The organism is Blautia pseudococcoides, assembly GCF_001689125.2.
GTDB lineage: Bacteria > Bacillota > Clostridia > Lachnospirales > Lachnospiraceae > Blautia > Blautia pseudococcoides.
In genome coordinates, this window is record NZ_CP015405.2 from 3,893,173 (window position 1) to 3,914,549 (window position 21,377).

General features: G+C 40.6%; 18 protein-coding genes and 3 pseudogenes. 5 read left to right on the plus strand and 16 right to left on the minus strand.

Annotated features, from left to right (window positions below; all coding sequences use genetic code 11):
* Positions 1-258 precede the first annotated feature (258 nt).
* Positions 259-1,410 carry an amidohydrolase gene (locus A4V09_RS18310; protein ID WP_065543606.1) on the minus strand — a complete coding sequence of 384 codons (1,152 nt, stop codon included), beginning with the start codon at positions 1,408-1,410 and terminating at the stop codon, positions 259-261.
* Between the two features lie 100 nt (positions 1,411-1,510).
* Positions 1,511-2,047, minus strand: a complete 537-nt coding sequence (locus A4V09_RS18315; protein WP_065543607.1) for a hypothetical protein — start codon at positions 2,045-2,047, stop codon at positions 1,511-1,513.
* 254 nt (positions 2,048-2,301) lie between these two features.
* On the opposite strand from A4V09_RS18315, the gene A4V09_RS18320 reads away from it, so the two are divergent.
* Complete coding sequence (locus A4V09_RS18320) at positions 2,302-3,651, plus strand: ArnT family glycosyltransferase (protein WP_065543608.1); 1,350 nt, start codon at positions 2,302-2,304, stop codon at positions 3,649-3,651.
* A gap of 331 nt (positions 3,652-3,982) precedes the next feature.
* Here the strand turns inward: A4V09_RS18320 and A4V09_RS18325 are convergent, their stop codons facing one another.
* The gene (locus tag A4V09_RS18325) at positions 3,983-4,807 is read right to left on the minus strand and encodes an AraC family transcriptional regulator (RefSeq protein WP_065544863.1); all 825 of its coding nucleotides are present in this window, start codon (positions 4,805-4,807) and stop codon (positions 3,983-3,985) included.
* Between the two features lie 189 nt (positions 4,808-4,996).
* On the opposite strand from A4V09_RS18325, the gene A4V09_RS18330 reads away from it, so the two are divergent.
* Positions 4,997-5,176 carry a hypothetical protein gene (locus tag A4V09_RS18330; RefSeq protein WP_157123527.1) on the plus strand — a complete coding sequence of 60 codons (180 nt, stop codon included), beginning with the start codon at positions 4,997-4,999 and terminating at the stop codon, positions 5,174-5,176.
* A 513-nt stretch (positions 5,177-5,689) separates the two neighbouring features.
* Here A4V09_RS18330 and A4V09_RS18340 read toward each other — a convergent pair.
* Positions 5,690-6,487, minus strand: coding sequence for a MerR family transcriptional regulator (locus tag A4V09_RS18340; RefSeq protein ID WP_065543611.1), 798 nt, complete (start codon positions 6,485-6,487; stop codon positions 5,690-5,692).
* An 82-nt stretch (positions 6,488-6,569) separates the two neighbouring features.
* On the opposite strand from A4V09_RS18340, the pseudogene A4V09_RS25540 reads away from it, so the two are divergent.
* Positions 6,570-7,673 (plus strand): annotated as a pseudogene (locus tag A4V09_RS25540) (MATE family efflux transporter); the annotation flags it as partial.
* 102 nt (positions 7,674-7,775) lie between these two features.
* Positions 7,776-8,147 (plus strand): annotated as a pseudogene (locus A4V09_RS25545) (relaxase/mobilization nuclease domain-containing protein); the annotation flags it as partial.
* Between the two features lie 84 nt (positions 8,148-8,231).
* Here A4V09_RS25545 and A4V09_RS18350 read toward each other — a convergent pair.
* From A4V09_RS18350 to A4V09_RS18365, 5 genes are all read right to left on the minus strand, one after another.
* Positions 8,232-8,915, minus strand: a complete 684-nt coding sequence (locus A4V09_RS18350; RefSeq protein ID WP_065543613.1) for an ABC transporter ATP-binding protein — start codon at positions 8,913-8,915, stop codon at positions 8,232-8,234.
* Positions 8,916-8,960: 45 nt separating this feature from the next.
* Positions 8,961-9,263 (minus strand): ATP-binding protein, encoded by a 303-nt coding sequence (locus tag A4V09_RS26550; protein ID WP_334293543.1) that lies wholly within the window; start codon positions 9,261-9,263, stop codon positions 8,961-8,963.
* Positions 9,264-9,507: 244 nt separating this feature from the next.
* Complete coding sequence (locus A4V09_RS25555) at positions 9,508-9,903, minus strand: ATP-binding protein (protein WP_242963865.1); 396 nt, start codon at positions 9,901-9,903, stop codon at positions 9,508-9,510.
* Positions 9,891-10,619, minus strand: a complete 729-nt coding sequence (locus A4V09_RS18360; RefSeq protein ID WP_065543614.1) for a response regulator transcription factor — start codon at positions 10,617-10,619, stop codon at positions 9,891-9,893. Before A4V09_RS18360 ends, A4V09_RS25555 begins: the two co-directional genes overlap by 13 nt.
* Positions 10,604-11,488 (minus strand): AraC family transcriptional regulator, encoded by an 885-nt coding sequence (locus tag A4V09_RS18365; RefSeq protein WP_065543615.1) that lies wholly within the window; start codon positions 11,486-11,488, stop codon positions 10,604-10,606. The genes A4V09_RS18360 and A4V09_RS18365 overlap by 16 nt, the downstream gene beginning before the upstream one ends.
* A 319-nt stretch (positions 11,489-11,807) precedes the next feature.
* Between A4V09_RS18365 and A4V09_RS18370 the strand changes: the two genes are divergently transcribed.
* The gene (locus tag A4V09_RS18370) at positions 11,808-13,283 is read left to right on the plus strand and encodes an alpha-L-fucosidase (RefSeq protein ID WP_065543616.1); all 1,476 of its coding nucleotides are present in this window, start codon (positions 11,808-11,810) and stop codon (positions 13,281-13,283) included.
* Positions 13,284-13,339: 56 nt separating this feature from the next.
* Here the strand turns inward: A4V09_RS18370 and A4V09_RS18375 are convergent, their stop codons facing one another.
* The 7 genes and pseudogenes from A4V09_RS18375 to A4V09_RS18405 form a co-directional block, all read right to left on the minus strand.
* Complete coding sequence (locus tag A4V09_RS18375; RefSeq protein ID WP_065543617.1) at positions 13,340-13,690, minus strand: creatininase family protein; 351 nt, start codon at positions 13,688-13,690, stop codon at positions 13,340-13,342.
* Positions 13,691-13,760: 70 nt separating this feature from the next.
* Entirely contained in the window at positions 13,761-16,271 is a 2,511-nt protein-coding gene (locus tag A4V09_RS18380; protein ID WP_065543618.1) for an Eco57I restriction-modification methylase domain-containing protein, read from the minus strand.
* Between the two features lies 1 nt (position 16,272).
* Positions 16,273-17,331, minus strand: coding sequence for a DNA adenine methylase (locus A4V09_RS18385; RefSeq protein ID WP_065543619.1), 1,059 nt, complete (start codon positions 17,329-17,331; stop codon positions 16,273-16,275).
* 7 nt (positions 17,332-17,338) lie between these two features.
* Complete coding sequence (locus A4V09_RS18390; RefSeq protein WP_065543620.1) at positions 17,339-18,622, minus strand: McrC family protein; 1,284 nt, start codon at positions 18,620-18,622, stop codon at positions 17,339-17,341.
* A 15-nt stretch (positions 18,623-18,637) separates the two neighbouring features.
* Positions 18,638-20,266 carry an McrB family protein gene (locus A4V09_RS18395; RefSeq protein ID WP_065543621.1) on the minus strand — a complete coding sequence of 543 codons (1,629 nt, stop codon included), beginning with the start codon at positions 20,264-20,266 and terminating at the stop codon, positions 18,638-18,640.
* Positions 20,267-20,286: 20 nt separating this feature from the next.
* The gene (locus tag A4V09_RS18400; protein ID WP_065543622.1) at positions 20,287-20,475 is read right to left on the minus strand and encodes a helix-turn-helix domain-containing protein; all 189 of its coding nucleotides are present in this window, start codon (positions 20,473-20,475) and stop codon (positions 20,287-20,289) included.
* 276 nt (positions 20,476-20,751) lie between these two features.
* Positions 20,752-21,210: pseudogene (locus tag A4V09_RS18405) on the minus strand (lysine--tRNA ligase); the annotation flags it as partial.
* Positions 21,211-21,377: the final 167 nt, after the last annotated feature.

The following is a 21,377-nucleotide window of genomic DNA, read 5'->3' on the forward strand; positions in this document are numbered from 1 at the left end:
TTAGGCAAAACGAGGCCCCGGTCAAGGAGAAATTTCGGTTACCATCCGAAATTTCAGGGCAGTTGAGCCATTCAGCCATAAAGGCTGGATGGCGGTTCTGCCCGGTGCCTTGACCGGGGCCTCGTTTTGACTTAGCAGGACTTGCCCGCGGAGGCTGCCCGTGAAAGGGAACCAATGGGGTCTGTCTGCCCTCCCTTCACGCATGCCGTCCGTGAGCCACCACACACTAAGCCGCAATCCGCAATCCACAAATCCTCTTCAATTCTGATAAACCATCACCCCATCAATAAACACATACTTCACCAAAGATTCCACCTTCAAAGGACTCCCACTCATCACAACAACATCCGCATCCTTCCCCACTTCCAGGGACCCGACTCTATCCTCAACCCCCAAATGTTTTGCAGGATTAATCGTGATCGCCTTCAAAGCATCAAATTCATCCATCCCGGCTTTCACCGCAAGTCCCGCGCAAAGCGGCAGAAATTCCTGCGGTATCACCGGCGCATCCGTTATGATAGACACCTGGCATCCCATAGAAGCTAAAACGCCCGGCGTAGTCCAGCTCTTATTCTGCAGCTCGAACTTTGTGGCATGGGTCAGTGTAGGACCTACAGCCATAGGCACATGCTCTCCCGCCAGTTCATCCGCGATCAGATGCCCCTCCGTCACATGTTCCAATGTAATATCCAGTCCAAACTCTCTTGCAATGCGCAGAGCTGTAAATATATCATTAGCCTGATGTGCATGAGCCTTCAGAGGTATTTCCTTCTTCAGTACCGGTATCAGGGATTCCAGCTTCAGGTTAAACTCCGGCTGCTTCCGAACATCATCCCCTGCAGCCTCTTTCTTCTCCATATAAGCCCTTGCCTTAAACAGCTCATTCCTCAAAAGTGCCGCAGTGGTCATCCTGGAAGTATCCCCCTTGTCCTGATAACAGTTCTTAGGATTCTCCCCAAATGCGCACTTCATGGCAACCGGATATTTCACTACCATCTTGTCGATCCGTTTCCCCACAGTCTTCACTGCCGCAAAAGTTCCGCCCAGCACATCCGCGCTGCCAGGGCCTGTCCCAATACAAGTCACACCGGCCTCTCTTGCATGCTGAAAGCACGGGTCCAGAGGGTTGATCCCGTCAATGGCACGAAGCTGGGGTGTCACCAAATCGTTGAGTTCACAGTAATCTCTTCCCTCATAGCCAATCCCGTAACCGTCCAGCCCTGTATGGCAGTGGGCCTCCACAAATCCCGGATAGACCTCCAGCCCCTCCGCGTCAAGAACTTCCGTGCCCTCCGGGATCTCCAGATCCGCACCCACGGCACGGATCTTTCCATCCCCGATCAGGACATCTCCTTTAAAAGGTTCCTTTTCTGCGATCGTGTAAACCAGACCATTTTTAATGCATAACATAATCTTATCCTCCGTATTAAAGTTCTCTTATGATATCATACTGCAAATCCTGCTGTCAGACAAGATATTACGATACAATAATAAAGGCCTGTAAATCTGATCACGGTGTCTCTTTATACACATCCGTATGTACGCCGCCAATCTTACCGTCAGCGGCAAAAGATATGAACATATTCCAGGGTTGTTCCGCAAACTCACATGGTACCTGCACATTGGTGTAATCTCCCGCCTGGTCCCCCAGCCATGCTGCCTTTGTACCTTTAAATTCTCCGGATGACGCTGCAGCGGAACTGATAGCCTGCTCCAGTTCTCCATTCTCCACCGACGTCTTCATATCCCCCTCTTCATACTCATAGTTATTGACAAGGTTATCATGGTTTGCAGCGATCAGGTCCTCCGTGAATGCAACGGCAGTCTCCATGAGTTTCCTTCCATCACTCTCAGAAATCTGCTCCGCCTCTGCTGCTGGTCCTTCCATATCAACCTCCGGCTCTGCCTCACCCGGTGCCTCTGTCTCTGCTGAAGTCTCCTCCTGCTTTTTATCTTCTTTACCGGTATCCTTGTCAGTTTTGTCCCCGCAGCCCGCCAGCGCAAATACGGCTGCTGCCATTAAAATTACCAATGCTTTTTTTCTCATTATACTCCTCCTGTCCGCGGCAATACCGCTGTTACTTGTTTCTGGTTACACTATAACATGTCTTTTTAAAAATCGCAAAGTACCATTGTCTAAAATATGGTTTTTTATACCTGAAAACAACTCTTTTTCTTCTTATATAAATATAATTCTTTACCAATCTTCAGAAATTGTCGACGATTAATCGTTGCCATTTCAGGAAAGATGCGTTACTATAGGACTGACCTGTTTACAATATACGATAGAAAGGATTTCCAATGCAGTTACAAATTAAAAACTTACTTTCTAACCGTCCGCGTATTTATATTCTCTGCGAATTCGCATTTCTTGCAGGAATATTTATCTTTTGTGCATACTGGGCGCATTTGCTGCCTCTGGATGCAGGCCCCGATGAAAAAATGCGCTATGATATTCCATTGTATATCTACGAACACGGCAGACTCCCCCACGGCGGAGACCCTTCCATACGAAATCCCGTATGGGGAACCTCCTACGCGTTTCTTCCTATATTATCCTATATAATATCAGCCCTGTTCATGAAAGTAATGAGTATTTTTTCCACAGACCCTCAGCAGCTTTTGTGGGCTGCCAGACTGGTCTCTGCCTGCTTTACAACCGGAGCCGTATTTTTCGTCTTCCGTGCCGGCAAAAAGCTGTTTGACGGATACAGCAAATGGTTCTTTGTCTGCCTGGTAGCGGTTCTTCCTGAGGCTTTGTTCATGGGTGTTTATGTAAATAATGACGCCATGGCTATCTGCTGCGGCGCTGCCATTATATATTATTGGCTGGTGGGCATGGAACGGCATTGGGACGTGCCCAGCTGCATCTTCCTTGGCCTCTGGCTTGGACTTTGCGCTATGTCCTATCTGAATGCTTACGGTTTCCTGCTCTGCAGCATCTTTGTCTTTACTCTGAGCTGCCTGACCACCGATAAGAAACAGATCGACTGGAAATACTGGCTGAAGCGGGGTATTCTGGTTGCCGCTGCAGGCCTTCTTGTCTGCGGCTGGTGGTTTGTACGCAATTATATGATCTACGACGGTGACTGGCTGGGACTTGCCACCAGCAATGATTTTGCAGACCGCTATGCGCAGGAGCAGTTCCGGCCCTCCACAGCTCTTTCCTCCGGAAGAGCATTGGGCTACTCGGTCTTTTCCATGCTCACCGGCCCCTGGATGGTCAGGGTCCTCTGCGGCTTTGTGGGGGTATTTGGCCAACTTCAATACTGGGTGGAACCCTGGATCATAATCCTCTATTACATTTTATTCCTGGGCGGACTGCTGGGATGTCTGATGCAGTTGAAAAAGATGTTCCGGCTCCGTAAAAACGGGGAGATCCAAAGAAAAGCAGTGTTCAACTGGGGAATGCTGATCGCTGCTCTTACCCCGTTTATCCTGAACTTTTACCACTCTTACTGTGTGGATCTCCAGCCTCAGGGACGCTATATCCTGCCGGGTCTTGTGCCCATGATGTATTTCACAGTATGCGGCGTCACCTATCTGGCCGAACGCTTTATCCCCAGGGCGAAATACCGGAATATTCTGTCCGCTGTTCTGTGCAGTGCTCTGGTACTGATCACAATAAAGGAATTTTTCCGCATATATTAAAAAACTTTCCGCATGTCATGTGCGGAAAGTTTTTTTATGTTCATGCAGGAGCAGAAGAGCAGCACTGCCTCTTGGCAAAGCGGGATCCTGAAGTTTCCTCGTATATGCCTTCAACCTGCCTGAATCCGTTCTTTAAGTATAAGTTCACTGCGGGTACCTTTTATATCCACAACAAATAAACGCAGATACTCCGCGTTTTTCTCCGCAGCTAGCTTTGCAGCCTCATTCAGCATTTGCCCGCCAATTCCCTGTCGCAGAAACTTTACATTCACTCCAAAACGGTCTGAATATCTCCCTAGCCGGCCTTACATCCATGTAAGCACCTCTTCTTTCACTTTTTCCTCACATCACTGGGCTTACACCCATATATCTCCCAAAACATTCTGTTAAACAGCTTATAATTTGCAAACCCGTGCTTTTCCGCCAGTTCCATAACGCCATCTCCGGTACTGCAAAGGTCATGATAAATATGCATCAGCCGCACTTGGTTTACATAACGCGAAAATGTCACTCCCATATTCTGCCTGAAAAACCGACTGAAATACTCCCTGCTCAGATAAAAACGGGACGCAATATCCTCCAGCACGATCTTCTCCCTGTGATGCGCCTCTATATACGCAGTTATCTCCGCCAGACGTTCCAGAACCGTGACGTCGTTCACCAATCCCGCCGAATCTGTGGAAACAGAAAAATGATTAACCAGCACAAATAGCACTTCCATAGCCACAGCCTGGCTCTGCAGACGGTATCCTGGAGGACGGGTCACATACAGAGGCGGCAGACGTTTTAAAAGACCGCAGATTTCCAGATATTTATCCAGCTTTTCTTTTTTCAAAGTCTGCCGGGAGCAGTAGATGCGGTATTCATCAATCTTAGTCATATAATTTTGCATGCTGGCCCTGGAATAGTGGATCACAACCATCATGGATACCCTTGTACACTGTGCCTCATGGATCCGGTTAGAGTCCACCACGATAAACTCCCCTGCCACCAGCTTGTAGTCTTTTCCTTCTATGGAGATCGTGGCTGTTCCATTCAGCACATAAATCAGTTCAATAGCGGAATGCCAATGGGTGGGGCTGTATCTTCCCTTTTTCGTATGATAAGCGATATTGATCCCTGTCTTCTCCAGCTCAAACAGTGGTTCATAAATCATTTTCTGCAAAAATGCACCTCCTAAATGTCAACATGTTACCGCTCACATCAGAACTTTAGGCATATTCAAAAGTATCCGTGTCAATATTGCCCTAATAAATAGCTAAAAAAATATCTAAAATCTACCTTAAACTCATGATAACATAATACACGTAGCGAAGAAAAGCAAAAAATGAAAGGGGAAACCATTATGAACAAATACACATTATATGCAGGAACCGCAGGAGCTATGCAGGCAGCAGAAGTGAAAAACGAGAAGAAAGCTACTTTATGGGAGCGTTTCAAAAATTATTTGATTGAAAATGTAGACATTATCGCACCAGGTATCATCATGATGAACGGCGGATACTACGTTCCGACTAAAAAATAATATGACCGCCATGACAGATAACCAAATAAAAATACGCAGGAATCAATAAACAGCAGGAAAGCCGTAAAAGCCGCCTGCTGTTTTTTGTTCACTTCTTTATTTCTTACAGATTCCATCAATCCATGCAAACAACTCATCAAAATCATAATCCCCCAGGGGGAATGCCCGGCTTTCCCTTCCACCTTATACGGACCATTTCTCCTGTAATCCACAATCTGACAGATCCCCTCAGCCCCCATGCTCATCACCCCAATGCTGCACGCAAAATCAATTCCCTTTCCCTTCTAAATGATTCCAACCGGAATGAAAAGACAGCCGGAGTCCCTCATGGGCCCTCCGGCTATTCACAGCACATGGAAAAGCTAAAGTGCAGCTATCCCACGTCCTGCAAACAGAGTTACCCACAATTCCATGAAATAGCCAGTTATACACATTACGCACAATGCCGATTAATACAAAATTTCTCCCATTCATATTCATTTTTATATACTTATTCTGATACATAAATAACATTCACTGTATAATACATCTAATTTCATAATCTGGCTCATAATAAGCGTATTTTTCGGAGAAAAAATCTGTTTCTATTGCTATGAAACTGTTTACATTTTTAAGATACTGTTTAAATATATCTGGTGCATCAAGAATATCGCTTTGACCACGTTTTAGGCAATATTGATTTCCAGCCGGAATAGAGAGAATATTTTTCTTGTCATTTGGTTCTCCTGTATAATCAAGAATATCTGAGCCTACATATTGTTCGGTTGAATTATTCTTGAACTTTGCAAGCAGACTAATATCATATCCTGCTTTGTAGCCGCTTGTATGTATCTCCTTTAATAATTGAATCACGATATTGCGAAATGCCGGTTCTGTCTGTGTACCGCAATATGGTAACAGATAATATGTTTTTTGGGGAAGAAAAGAGGTAACAATCGTATTTTCCTTGCATTTTTGGGAATGAAGCATGTCATGTTCTATTATGTCAAAGTGTTTCATTTTATTTTTTATAGCTTCTATTTTGGTATATGCTGCCTTACGACCATAAGCTATAAGAGTTGCATAGTCAATGGTCTGTTCTGAATCAGAAATAAAAATGTTAAAATCTTTTAATGGAATATCAAGCTCAACACAGTATTGTATGGCTTCTACAATTTTTATCTGTGAAAATGAGTAATAGCGGTATCTGCTTTCCATATCAATATAGGCTGGTTTTAAAATTCCAATTTTTTCGTAATATCTTAAAGACTGAATATGGACGTTTGTTATTTTGGATAATACCCCAATCGGAATTAGTTCTTGTTTTTTCATACACTTGCCTCTTGACTCTCACATAATATTAGAGTTTATAATAAACCGATATGGACAAAAATGCAAGCAAGGAGTGTATACAATGAATTTATTAACAGAAAAGACAGGAAAATTGTTTTGGAAATATCTGATTCCATCACTTCTATCAGCAGCGGCAATATCTGTTTTTCAACTTGTGGATATGGTTGCTGTTGGTCAAGGCGTTGGTTCTGATGGCGTGGCAGCATTAGCGATTGTAACACCATTGTTTGGTGTATCATCATTTCTTGGTCTTTTTATGGGAATTGGTGGTTCTGTTCACATGGGAATTGCCGAGGGCGAAAGGAATAAAGAAAAATATTATGCGGGTTTTACGCTTTCGCTTGTATTGATTGGTATTTTTTCGCTATTGCTTTGGTTGGGATTTATCCTGTTTTCTGAACCAATTTACAGATTTCTGGGAGCAAATGAGCGTTTAATGCCGTTAGTAAAAGAATATGGGAACTGGATTACAGGCTGTTTCCCTGTATTCTTTTTCTCTATCTATCTTGGTTGCATTGTTCGTATAGATGGAGCACCAAATATTGCATTGTGGGCAGTTATTTTCAGTGGACTATTTAATGTTTTGGGGGATTATCTTTTAGTATTTCCGTTTAAAATCGGAACTGGAATGGCTGGTGCTGCGATTGCAACCGTTTTGGGAAATGCTGTGCAGGTTGTAATTTTTATTGGATACATCTTCAGCAAAAAGTGCAGTTTGCGTTTAACTAAGCCTAATCATTGGTTTCGGGGATTTAAAAAGATAATTATTGCCGGAATTAGTGCTGGTCTTGTTGACATAGCCTACATTTCTCTTACAACATTGCTAAATAATCAGGTTTTGAAATACGGAAATGAAGCGGTGCTATCTGTATTTGGTGTTGCATATACCTGTATTTCCACATTCCAAAGGGTATATGATGGCGTAGGACAAGCGGTTCAGCCGATTATTTCGACAAATTATGGAGGAGGTCAATATAACAGGATATTTGAATTGTTCCGTTATTCTGTTATTGCAGAAATCATTTTAAGCGTTGTATTTGCTCTAACTGGCGTACTGTTTCCCAATCAGATTACAATGCTGTTTATGGAAACCACACCGGAAATATTGCAGATTGCGCCATCTGTTATATCCCCGGTTTTCATTTCTATTTTATTTGCCGGAATAGGGCATTTTGCTGTTTATTATCTGACTGCCCTGTTATCCCTGCCGGAGAAAAAGAGGGAAATTATTTACCTTTACTTCTTCGGACGATATACAAAACAGGAAATCGGGGAACATATCAGCTCTAAAAATGCCGACTATGGAGCTGCCGAGCAGTACCTAACCTTTGAGCATGACGAGTTTACCATGAAGCCCACACTGGACGAAAACGGGCGGCTTATCCCCCGTGACGCACAGGACAACGGCTTGACGGTAGACAAGGCGCAGGAGTTAGGCGAGCGGTACTGTAAAGAGCATTTCCCCGGACACCAAGCGTTGGTATGCACCCACCCGGACGGTCATAACCACAGCGGGAATATCCATGTGCATATCGTAATCAATTCTTTGCGGATTGAGGAAGTACCGCTATTGCCATACATGGACAGACAAGCGGACACAAAGGCGGGCTGCAAGCACCGCTGTACGGATGCAGCTATACCCGGGACAGATTTTTGATGGACACCATGAACCGCGTCCAGCCTGGCGCAGCATCTGCTCTTTCAGCATCATAGCCCTATCCTCCTAAATATCTTCTTTTCTTTCTACAATTTTTCCATCTTCGATATGTATCATACGGTCCGCGATCTGTGCCAGTTCCGGGTTGTGGGTGATCATAACCAGTGTCTGGCTAAACTCTGTGCTGGTCATTTTCAAAAGCTGCATAACCTCCAGGGATGTTTTGGAATCCAGATTTCCCGTCGGTTCATCTGCCAGGATGATGGCCGGCTTGCCTGCCAGCGCCCTTGCAATGGCTACTCTCTGCTGCTGTCCTCCGGAGAGGTTGTTTGGAAGATTATCCAGCTTTTCCTCCAGGTGAAGCAGGTGTATGATTTCCTCTACATAAGTCTTGTAAACCGTACTGCCGTCCAGTTCTATGGGGAGTACGATGTTCTGATATACGTTCAGGATGGGTACCAGATTATAATTCTGAAACACAAACCCAATGTTTCTTCTGCGGAATACTGTGAGCTGTTCATCGTTCATTTTACCGATCTCCCTGCCTCTGATCTTTACACTTCCCGAACTGGGAATATCCAGTCCTCCCAGCATATTCAGCAGTGTGGATTTTCCGCTTCCGCTTGTTCCTATGATTGACACGAATTCTCCCCGTTCCACTTTCACATCTATGCCGTCCAGCGCTTTCGTGATATTCGGCTCCTGTCCGTAGTATTTCTTCAGATTTTTTGTCTCTAAAATATATTCCATCTTTTTTTCCTGCCTTTCCTTTGATGAATATAGCATACAAAAAGATTATCTCAAACTCTTCTCAAAAAAGTAACAAGTTTGAGATAATCCCTCTACTGTGCCGCGGGCAGGTTGACATAAAACGTTGTACCCTTCCCTGTTTTTGACCGCACCTATAAAGCCTCTTTCCTTCATAACAATCTCCCGCGCCAGATACAGGCCGATTCCCACACCGTCCTGGTCTGCCACTTCCGGCTCGCGGTAAAAACGCTTAAATATTTCAGTCAGCCGCTCTTCCTCAATTCCTTTTCCATTGTCCCTTATACCGATGCGGACAAAAAAATCGGTTATCTGCGCCTGAATCTGTATTTCCCCCCTTGTCCGGTGTACTTTACCGCATTGTCCAAAATATTAAAGACTGCTTCCAGCGTCCACTTTTTATCAAATACCGCCCTCAGATTTTCGTCACATTCCGTCTCTATTTCAATCTGCTTATCCTCCGCCTTCAGGGCAATGTCATAGACTGCCTATTCCAGCAGCACACGGATGGGATTTTCTTTTGGCTGGACTTCCACAATACCAGTCTCCAGCCTGGACATCTTGATCATACTCTTCATGAGAAATTCCAGTTTGTCTGTCTGACGCTGGGCAGCATCCAAGAACTGTTCTTTTTCTGTAATAGGCTGTGATACATCCTCACATTTGCAATGGGTGTTTTTACCTGATGGGAAATATCTGCAACTATAGTTTCAATCTGCTGGCGCTGTATTTTATTTTCCTGGGACTGCTGGTTGAGTATCTCATACAGGCGGTGCAGTTTAGACTGCAGCTTACCTGCCAGGGTGTCCTTCTCCTCCTGAAACACAAGATCCGTTCGGCCTGCGATCATGGCATCCAGACAGTCGCTCATCTGGCGTGTGTATTCAACAAGCCTTTTTCTCACTTTGATCACTATAAAAATAGAAAGGAAAAGGCAGATGAGGGAAAAAGCCAGGATTAATTTTTCCATTCCGTTTTCTTCCCCTTCCACTGATATCCCATGCCGTACAGGGTCTTAATATATGGGTGTTCTTCGGATTCAATCTTCTTGCGGAGTCTGTTGATATTCACAGCCACGGCATGTTCATCCACAAAATTCCCGGTGCTGTCCCATACTTTTTCCAAAAGAAGGGTCTTTGTCATGACCCGCTCTGTATTGGCAATGAGAAGACGCAGGATTTTAAACTCTGTGGGCGTCATAGTCAGAGGCTCCCCGCCCAGGGATGCCGGCATGGTATCAAAATCTATCTTAGCCGTCATTTTCCGGGTCTCCGAGTCAAGTATCCAGACTTTATAGTGCAGTTCTGTCTGAACATCCGGCAGCTTTGAGGCAGGCAGGGAGCGGAGCTGTACCTGAATGCGCACAAGCAGTTCTTTTAGATCGAAGGGCTTGCAGATATAGTCATTAGCCCCTGCGGTTAGAAGTTCCACTTTGCTGTCCAGCTCATTTTTTGCGGAAAGGACAATGACCGGGACTTTTCCCGCAAACATTCTGATCAGCTCCTCTCCTGTCATACCCGGGAGCATAAGGTCCAAAAGGATCAGATCAAACTCCTCCATGGAGAATCTGAGAGAGCCTTCGCTCCCTGAAAATGCCTGTGTACACGTATATCCATTGGCGCTCAGATATTCTGATACCATATTATTTATATTTGTATCATCTTCAATGATCAGTATTTTTGCCATGAAACACTATCCTCCTCTTTCCTCCGGTATTTTCCGGGCGGTATACCGTATTTCTGTTTGAAACAGTATCCAAGATAATCGGCCGAAGAAAACCCGGTGCGCTCTGCTATCTCCTCCAGGGAATTTACCTTCTCCTCAAGCATGCGGCATACAAGTTCAAGTTTATTTTCCATCTGCATCTGCCGGAAGGTCATGCCGTAATGGCTCTTCATCAGGCGCTGTACCTGGCGTACACTCAGCCCCAGCTCCTTTGCCAGCTTCTGGATCGTGATATGTACCGGGTCATCCAGAAAAATCCGCTCTATCTGCAGATACTTTACCTCATCCGAGCAGGGGACATAAGTATCACCGGTATCCATGGCCCCTGTCTGATACAGCCTTCCCAGAGAAATGAACAGCCCGCCGGCCAAAAAAGGCACCAGTGTCCGGTAACCCGGCGGTTTCTCCTGTATCTCGCCGATGATCCGCCTGAACGGCTCCCAAACTTCCCGTGGTCCCTCACCAATCCAGAACCTCTGGCTGAGAAGCTGTTCCAGCCATGGCTCCCTCTTTTTATGGCTTTTACGGTTCTCCCCGCCTCCGCAGACCAGGGGAACCGTATAATACATTACAATCTCCCTCATAGGCTCCTGGGATATGGTGATCTGCTCATGGGCTATGCCCGGTCCTGTCAGATAAAAAGTCCCTTTTTTCAGTGTATATTCATCTCTGCGAAGACGCAGCACGCCCTGTCCTGATTCTATATAATGGATCTCATAACTGGCAATACTGTGGGAATGCATTTTGATATGTCCGGTGTTTCCCCTTCCAACAGACACTATATGGAATTGGATGCCCTCAAGGCTGAGTTTGTAATTTACATCCGCCATTGTTCTTCTCCTTTTCGGATATTTCCCGGAGTGTACCTGAACCTGCTTTCAGCAAGCGCCGCCAAGTATTTATTTGGCCCGGATTCACCCCACTGACCCAAGATGCTGAGCAGTTACGTTCCCTATATTATACCGAATTGACAGAGATATGGAAACTGTTTCTCTGTTTCTGGGACAATTATTCTGGAAATAACGACATTCCCCTATAGAACTTGACGCTGCTCTGTCTTCTTATTTACTTATCACTGTTTTACAATAAGGACAGACAGCCGCGCACGCGGCGGCAGTAAAAATATGGCCATCAAAAGGAGAATTGCCTATGTACAGTAAAAAGGCTTATTTACAGCAGATTGAAGATGTCATTGCCGGAGGACCTTACCGGGACAACTGGGATTCTCTGTCACAGCACCAGACTCCCAAATGGTTCCGAGATGCGAAATTCGGTATTTTTATCCATTGGGGTGTGTACAGTGTTCCCGCCTTTGGAAATGAATGGTATTCGAGAAATATGTATATTCAGGGAAGCCCTGAATTCCGTCATCACCAGCAAGTATATGGGAGCCAGAAAGATTTTGGCTATAAAGATTTTATCCCCATGTTCAAAGCCGAAAATTTTGATGCCGCCGCATGGACTGACCTGTTCCGGAAAGCAGGCGCCAGATATGTTGTCCCCGTGGCAGAACATCATGACGGCTTTCAGATGTACCGCAGTGACATTTCCCATTGGAACGCTTACGAAATGGGGCCAAAACGCGATGTACTCGGGGAGCTGACTCAGGAAATGGAGAAGAAGGGACTTATAAACGGCGCTTCTACCCACCGCATAGAGCACTGGTTCTTTATGGGACACGGAAAGGATTTTGAGAGCGATATCACAGAAGCGGAAAAAGAAGGGGACTTTTACTGGCCCGCCATGCCGGAGGGTGACCATCAGGACCTGTTCAGTGAACCGGTTCCCACGAAAGACTTCCTGGAGGACTGGATGGTCAGAACTTGTGAACTGATCGACCGCTATCAAATAAAAGAGCTGTATTTTGACTGGTGGATCCAGCACAGCAGCGCCAAACCATATCTCCAAAAAATAGCGGCTTATTACTACAACCGGGCAGTGGAATGGAATGAGGAAGTCCTCATTGCCTACAAACATGATGCTTTTATGTTCGGCACTGCCCTTGTAGATATTGAACGGGGACAATTTGCAAATGTCCAGCCGTTTTACTGGCAGACCGACACGGCTATTGCAAAAAATTCCTGGTGTTATACAGAAAATAATGATTTCAAAAAGGCAAAGGATATTATCTGTGACCTGGCAGATGTGGTCAGCAAAAACGGGAACCTTCTTCTGAATGTGGGTCCCAAAGCGGACGGGACCATATCGGCCGAAGATACGGCTGTCCTTCTTGAAATCGGGGAATGGCTGGAAGCCAACGGGGAAGCGATCTATGGCTCCCATATCTGGCGCACCGCGGCGGAAGGTCCCACTGTGGTGGAGGAAGGGCAGTTCACAGATGGGAAGGATAAGGTTTTTACAAAAGAGGATTTCCGCTTCACCGTGAACGGATCTCATCTGTATGCCATCTGTCTGAGCTATCCCCATGACGGGCACATATCCATAAAATCATTGGCAGAACAGGATGCCTCCTGTCTTCCAAAATTCCACGGCATTATCGACGCTGTGGATGTGCTGGGGTTTGAGGAGACTCCGGTGTGGAAACGTACGGAAAATGGGCTGGAGATTGAAACCCGGAATGTCAGAACCGATAAACCGGTAGTGTTTAAGATCACAATGAGATAGGGATATATCCTGCCGTACAGACCGTCTCAGCGGACTGTACGGCAGGATATTTGTTCTTACTTCAAAAGCTGTTCAATGCCCCGGCACAGAGCATCCACGTTTGTCTCCAATATTTCCACCCCATACTCCACGGAAGCATCCGTTCTCGGGTCAGCTCCTGCCACAGCGACAGGCTGCTTCCCACCGTCCCGGATCCGCTCAAGCTGCACCAGTTCCGGCCTTACCGCCATGATAATGGACGTTTCATTGGCTGCCGCATGGTCATTTTGAAACCTCAGTCTGTCATCCTCCACGAAGTCAAAGGTATTCTTATCATAAGGATCGAGATGGAACTGAAAACGTATGATTCTGGCTAAACCATCAATCCCTCTGCGCAGATCTGTAAATCCGGCTTCATCATTGAGCATCCATCATCACTCCCAAAAGTGTAATTAGAAATGAATCAGATGCCTAATCTGTGATTTCCACTTTGAATTCTTACTCATTGTATGGTACAATTCCATTTTTTCGATAAAACTCAATTCTTTCATTCAAGTTTGTGATGCTACCTGTTTCTTCTTTTATATCAATACCTATGCTAGAATAAATATCTACAATACTTATGTCATTATCACTACTTTCTTTTTCTCGCACTTCGCTCAATAGATAATCTCTTGTTACATAAGAAGCTTTTCTTGTCGTTCCGTATCTTTTATCTCCCAAAATTCCTTCTTCATTACTATCCAAACTTGGAAAACCATATAGAATACATGCTATTTCTGTGCTGTTTAACCCAAAAATATCAGTTACTAACCTATCAATTTTCAATCTTAACTTCCATATGTTTTCATTTGCATTCGCATAATAAATATCAACGATTTCTTTGTCTGATATATATGATAATAATTTGTAACCATTCATTTTTTCCAAGACAAGTGCTGACCATGCAACAAGACATTTAAAAGATTTATCTGTACTTGCCAACTTAGGAAATGGAATCTGAAACCAATGATAAAAATTCAATGTTATTGTCATTTTCTTTCTCATCATCCAGTCGATTATAAAACTATTTGCTAATGATATCCAATAAAGATGAAAAGTTATATCATTACTAGGATAAAACTCACATGTAGGAACTTTATTGCCACATACCGCCCTTTCTTTTATGAGTGATGCTAGAATTGTTCTTACATTTTTCTGTCCTGTCACATCACAATATGATGCTCTAAAGATTTGTGGAATATTCCTACATCTATCTTCTTCTACATAATATTGTGGTTGAATCACACCTTCTTTATTATTTTTGTTTTTCTCCCATAATGCAGTTCTTCCCGTTCCCCTTATATAGACTTTTTTGGATGAATTATATTGGTGAACCATTCTGCCTTCATATAGCGGTAGGTATCTTTTATTTTCTTGTAGTTCATCTTCTTTAACGAATTTATCGCTATCCATCGTCATGTCGAGTTCTCTTTTAAATGAAACTTTCCATTTACCTTTTTGTTCTTTTCCCAAGTTAGGATATTTTTTGTATAACTTTTCCAATATATTCAGTTCAGTTACAGATTTACATTCTGGTATAGCCCAATAATCGTTGCTACATAATTTTAATAATTTTCTTGAATAAGATATAAAGTTCAATTTTAAAATATTATTTTCTTTTATTTCATCCACATTACTCAAATCAAAATATGCCTTTTTTATCTTTCCTGGTACTGACTTCTTAACATAAACTAATATGATAAATTTGAAAGAAGGATGAATCGGAAATATGTGTTTTTTATTTTCAAAATTAAGTAAGTATTCTATGTCTCCATTTTCTAGTAGTAAATGTCTAAGAGCTGTTGCTCCCTCCGACATATAAAATGATGCTGGAATAATATATCCTAACCTACCATTAATTTTTAACAATTTATAACTCAGCTCGACAAAATACTTATATAAGTCAAAATCTCCACCAGTCTTTGTATTTTCAACAATATATTGTTGATGTGAAAAATTTGGTGATTCTTTCAACGCTTTTGAATAATTTTTAATGTATTGTTGATATTCTTTCCACCCTTTTTTATCACTATTCTCTTCAATAAAATGCTTTAATCTTATTCCTTGATATTCTTTTGTATTATTACCATTTAATAAATTATATTCTCTTATATTTGCCTTTATTTTTCCCCACGGTGGATTTCCTATTACATAATCAAATCCCCCTTCTTTAAATGCTCTTGGAAAAATACTCCCCCAAGTTTTCTCATTTTCGTTATTTCCTATTGGGAGTAATAAACTGTCGTCTGAAACAAAATTCTTTCCCAAAAAATTCATTTCATCCATCTCATTGAAATATTTAATCCAAAAACAAACCTTGAAAAGGTCAACTATTATCGGATTTTTATCAATTCCATAAACATTATTTTTGAGAAAATGCGTAAAATCTTTTTTACTCATTTTACTTTTTACTTTTTCTGCTAATTCAAACAAAAAAATACCAGCACCCATTGCTGGATCAATAAATGTTGAGTTTTTTACTTTGGCGGCACTCACGTTCTCCAACAGCAAGTTTATTGTTTCCCTTACTAAATCCACGTCAGAAAAAAACATTCCAGAATCACTTCGACCTGTAGTTTCCTTTATTTGTGAATCAGAATATTCCATATTAAAAAGACTTTCAAATAACCTGCCAATATCGTAAATATTTAAAGAATACTTTTCAATCATAACATCAAAGTGTATTGCTAACATATCTATAATGTTTTTCTTTATTGTTTTGTGTTTTGATAATTCAAATAAATCTGTTTGCAAGATTCCTTCAAATTTTTCTTTTAATTTTTCCATGCATTCCCACGTATTTTTATCATTAGGCATTGCATGATTTATTTTCGCAAACCTAACCAGGGCTATTTCAAAATAAAGTACTAATAATTTTTCGTAGCCACAATCTTTTTCATTTATTTTATCTAATACCTGTATAAGACTTTCCTTTATTTCCTCTTGTATATCTGTCTTGGTATTCAATTCATTTCTCCATTCTCAAAATATAAAGTCGTTCTATAACATCTTTTCTTTGATTTGATGCACTATTACTTTTATATCTTTTATATTCTGCTTCTTTAACTGTTATTTCTCCATATTTTCCTAGTATCTCAAGTATTTTCTCATGTTGGATTTGACCCTCATCATTGTAACTCATCACAAAATACTTACATTTTGCTTTACTTAACATTCTTTCTAACGCCCTAGGTGCTTTTCTTTTATAACAAAAATCAGAAGATTTCTCCTTCCAATTTCTAAGACCAGTACTTCCTTCTATTTCTGGATTATCATATAATACAATCGTTTCTAATAGATGATAATAAGCACTATACTGTCTTTTGGTATATGGCGGATCTGCGTATATAATATCATAAGATTCGTTTCCAATTACATTATCAATATTTTCATTTGTTACATAATAATGGCGATTAAGTTTGCCTGGAATAATCTCACTTTTCTTTAACCGAATTTCTGCAATCGCCTTTTTTTTCCAATATTTCATGTAACAACCATACGTTCCTGCAATATTACTTACCCCAGAAACTGCATGAATTAAATCTGTTAATAACAAAGCTTCTTCATTCTTTTCCAAATAATCTTTCCATTCTAGAATTTTCATTCTAATGGCGTCGATTTTTTTCGCATTTTCTTCTGTAAAATACATTCTTTCAATATCAGAATTATTAACTGATGCAGGTGAATAATTTCGATACACAAAACCTGATTTCCCTTCCAGTGCATTTAAATAATTCAAAACACTATTGTATGGATCAGATCCTGTCTCTATGTGTTCTTTTGTTATTACTTTTTCAAATCTAGGCTCGCTTTGATTTAATAAAACAGCTGATGTAATTACCGATGCCGATGCCAAAAAATCATTAGCAGTCACACTATAACCATTTTTTTTCAAAGCTATAGAGACACTGCCACTTCCTGAAAAAGCATCCAAACAATTTATACAGTTACTATCTGTATGATTTTTAATATTACTTATAATAAAATCTTCAAGTTGTCGTTTATTTCCAAGAAATTCTATCCCCATATTACTCCTACCATTTTTTGTCTATATATGAAAATAGACGTTCTTTTAATTTCTCAATTCTATCTACAGATGAAAGATCACTCATATCTATTGTTAAGCTAAATAATTTGTAATCTTTTGAACCATCTGTTACTTCCCATGAATGTTCTGTTATTGCTTCATCATTCTCACATGGAGATATTAAAATTCCCGTATCGCAATTATGTGTAACTAGTGATGTAAATAATTGATATATGTCCGCATTTATCGGTTTTTTTTGTTTGTCATCTGCATATATATTCTTATATTTTGCATCAATTAGTAATCTTGGAGTTCCATCCTTATATAACTTGTTATCTGGTACTGTATAGTACGATGATGTATTTGCTGATACAGCTCTTGCAAATAATAAACTACTCTGTGCTTCAGATTTAATACCATAAGTTGTCGTTTTAATTTGCTGTAGAATTTTCTCAACAAATTTTTCATAGATGACTTCTGTGTTAACAACATATCCTATACCACCACCAAGTTTTTCAGAATGATAGTATGAATATCCAAGCGCTATATTGTTTGCGATATTGATTGCTTCTAAATAATGACTATATTGTGGTGGCAACTTTGTATTAACCGGAATATTATAAATCTTATGCGTTTTTGGACTCACATCAATAATCATTTTAAGTTTAATCCTCAGCCAATTATTGCGAACTTTCGCTATCAGTGTTTTTGTACACCAATGTAACAAATAATTAAATTCGTTATCTGTATCAAACAAATCACATTCATAAAACATAATTCCTGGATGTGATATCACATTTTTTAACTGTTCACTTAGTAAAAGTCTTCCTTTCAAAAATCTAGAGGCTTCTTCAATGGCACGGTATGAATGTATTGAATCTTTACCCAAAGCATCTTCCATTGTTTCTATAAACATCATTGCTACATGATCATAAAACGAAAACGTTGATGTAGTAATATGCGAAGATTTTTGTGTAAGCAATCGATTACTTCTAGACCAATAAATCATATTAAATAAACTTTCTCTCCACTTATCTCCTGTTTTGAGAAACTTAGGCATAATCTCTATTTCCAACTGTTTCAATGTAATAACACCTGCTATACCTTGAAACTTTATTTTTCTAGTTTTCTTTCTTGTATAGATTTGAATTGGTTGTACTCGCATACCAAGCTTAGTTTTCAGCTCATCAGACTTTACTTCTAATTCTTGAATAAGATGAGCAGACTCATATTCTGAAAATAAATCTTTATAATTATATTCTCGTAATTCTTTTACTAAAATCTGCTTCATCTTTCACTCCTTCGATTATTTTAAGCTTTCCATCCACCTTATAGCATCAATCGCTGTCATAGTATTTGTGGAGATGATTTCTACACCGCCAAGATCCACCTCTTCATCGCTTGGATTAGTAACCGTATAGGGAGCTGCTCTCCCCTCTTCACATCCCAATAAATACATCAGTTGCTCTTCTCTATTTCTAAATATCTCTTCCAACTGAGGCAATATTTGATTATATAGAGAATACAAAAAGCTATCCATTAACTGTTCTGGATTATTTTCTTCACTTAGTTTCCATACATATGAATATCCAAGCATATAATCTTTGCCTAAAAATATTTGTACTTTTTCATTTATATGTTTCATCATATCCTTAATCAATACTAATAACATCTTAATATCATGATCTTTTACATCTGTTGATGGATTTGAAGCATAAACTATCCGGACAATATCATAATGAGTTTCTAATGATAATATTTCTGGATAGTCATTATATCTATAAAATCTTCTTCTTAAAGCGCTGTCTAATGGATATATTGATTTGTCTACTGAATTCATGCTTGCTATTGTATATACCTCAGCTGGCATTAAAAAAGGATTACTTACAGAATACTTACCATCCGATGTCGTAAAGTCGAGTTTTTCACCATAACCTAAATATGGCAATTGAATCTCAACTGTACTATTTCTTTTATTTCCATAAGCATCAAGGCGTTTGTCCGGTTCAATAATTGTAATGAATTCACCAAATACTTTTGATACATTTGCTCTATTCAATTCATCTATTACTAATAATGATCTTTGATTCTTTTCCCTTGCATATTCACATAATTCTAATAATTTTCCCGGTTTTGGTTTTATATCTATAAGCTTTTTTGATGAACTATCCGTTGACATACCAATTATAAATTCTTCATAGGAATAACTTTGGTGAAAAGTTGTCCATGTAGTTTTGGACTTAACTAAATCACTTCCTAACGAAAAGTAATCACTTATTTGATCTTCATCAAACATTAAATTACTCACTCCACCATTGTTAAATAAAGTTACTACTTCCTGCATCAAAGTTGTTTTTCCGGTTCCAGGAGGTCCATACATTAACAAGTTGGTGTGTGTCATCAATTCATTGTATAGTTTTTCTGCTTCATTAGACACATGAACTCCAGGAATATACATACCACAATCTGGAGTTTCTTGAATTGCATCTTGAAGAACCTGTGGTAATCCACTTACTTCATTTTCTAAAAGTACTCTTCCAAAATATTTATCACTCATAGTTCTGATTAAAACTATGTAGCTTTTCTCATCAACTGCCTTAGGCATTCTTGTTGTCTCAACCCACATTGGATATGCTGTCCCTGGTCTTTGTGATCTAATATACCAATCTTTTCTAGCAGAATTGATTCCCATATATCTAACCCCAACTGTCTGTTTAGGCACTGATGCTCCATTAAAACTATATCCCTCTAGATCAACGTTGACATCGAACCCGCCGTTTGCAGTGTAATTTTCCTTATTAACTAATTCAAAACATTTTGCCAATTTTTTAGATGCACCAAGTCTAATATCATACTGTCCTGCAGATTTTCCCGTAAGTGTATCAATCGTTGCTTGATTATAATTTCTCCATAATACTGAAAACACCTTTTCCATGTACATTACCCCTTCTTTTATTAAAGTGCACTTTTTCCACTTTTAATCCATTCATCTAATTCTAATTTTTTGAATTTCCAAAGTTTTCCTATTTTGTGTGCTGGAATATCCGTTCTTTTTATCCAATTTCTCACTGTATCTTTTGTAACATCCATATATATTGATGCTTCTTCCAATCCGATCCACTTGTCTTCCTTTTTTTCGTTCATATTTGTCTCCCAAAAATAACCAACAATTTGTTCCCTAAATTGATTCTAATATAGCACATATACTCTTTTCATTCAATCTTTTAATATGATTTCATTGTAATTCATAGTGTTTTATAGTATTTTATTCAACCAGCCCAGGCTAATGCTGTCTACTACAATGCAGAGAGTGCCATGCTGTACTGGCAGGCATAATCTGTACACAAAAACAGCACAGCAATGATCCTCTCATTGTCTGCGCTGTCTCTATTTTTCATATCTGTCAGCTTTCTGCTGTTTTTAATATAATTTTGCTCCTGCCGGGATGCGTTCATCTACCATTAAACAATGCAGTTTTTCCACACCCTCTTCATGATGTACCGCTGAGATGATCATACCGCAGGAATCAATTCCCATCATCGGGCGCGGCGGCAGGTTTGTGATCGCGATCAATGTCTTCCCAACCAGTTCTTCCGGTTCGTAAGTATCATGAATACCGCTTAAGATCACACGGTCAACACCTGTTCCGTCATCTAAGATGAATTTTAAAAGCTTCTTGCTCTTTGGTACTGCAGAACACTCCTTTACTTTTACTGCCCTGAAATCTGATCTTGCAAATGTTTCAAAATCAACCATATCCTGGAACAGCGGCTCAATCTGCACCTTAGAAAAATCAATCTTCTCAGCAGCTTTTCCCACTGGTTTTTCTGCCTTTTTCCCATTGTCAGAACCACCCAGTGACTTCATGGTCGGGAAAAGTTTCCCAACTAATTTACATGCCGTCATAACGATTCAAATCCTTTCATTTCTTTACTTTCCCATTCTTCACAGTGCTTCGTATCACATCAGGGAAAAAAGAAAATCGTTGTCAAATTGTTGTCTTCGCAGAAAGTTTGTTGTCAGCTTACTCACACTGAGAACCCTTC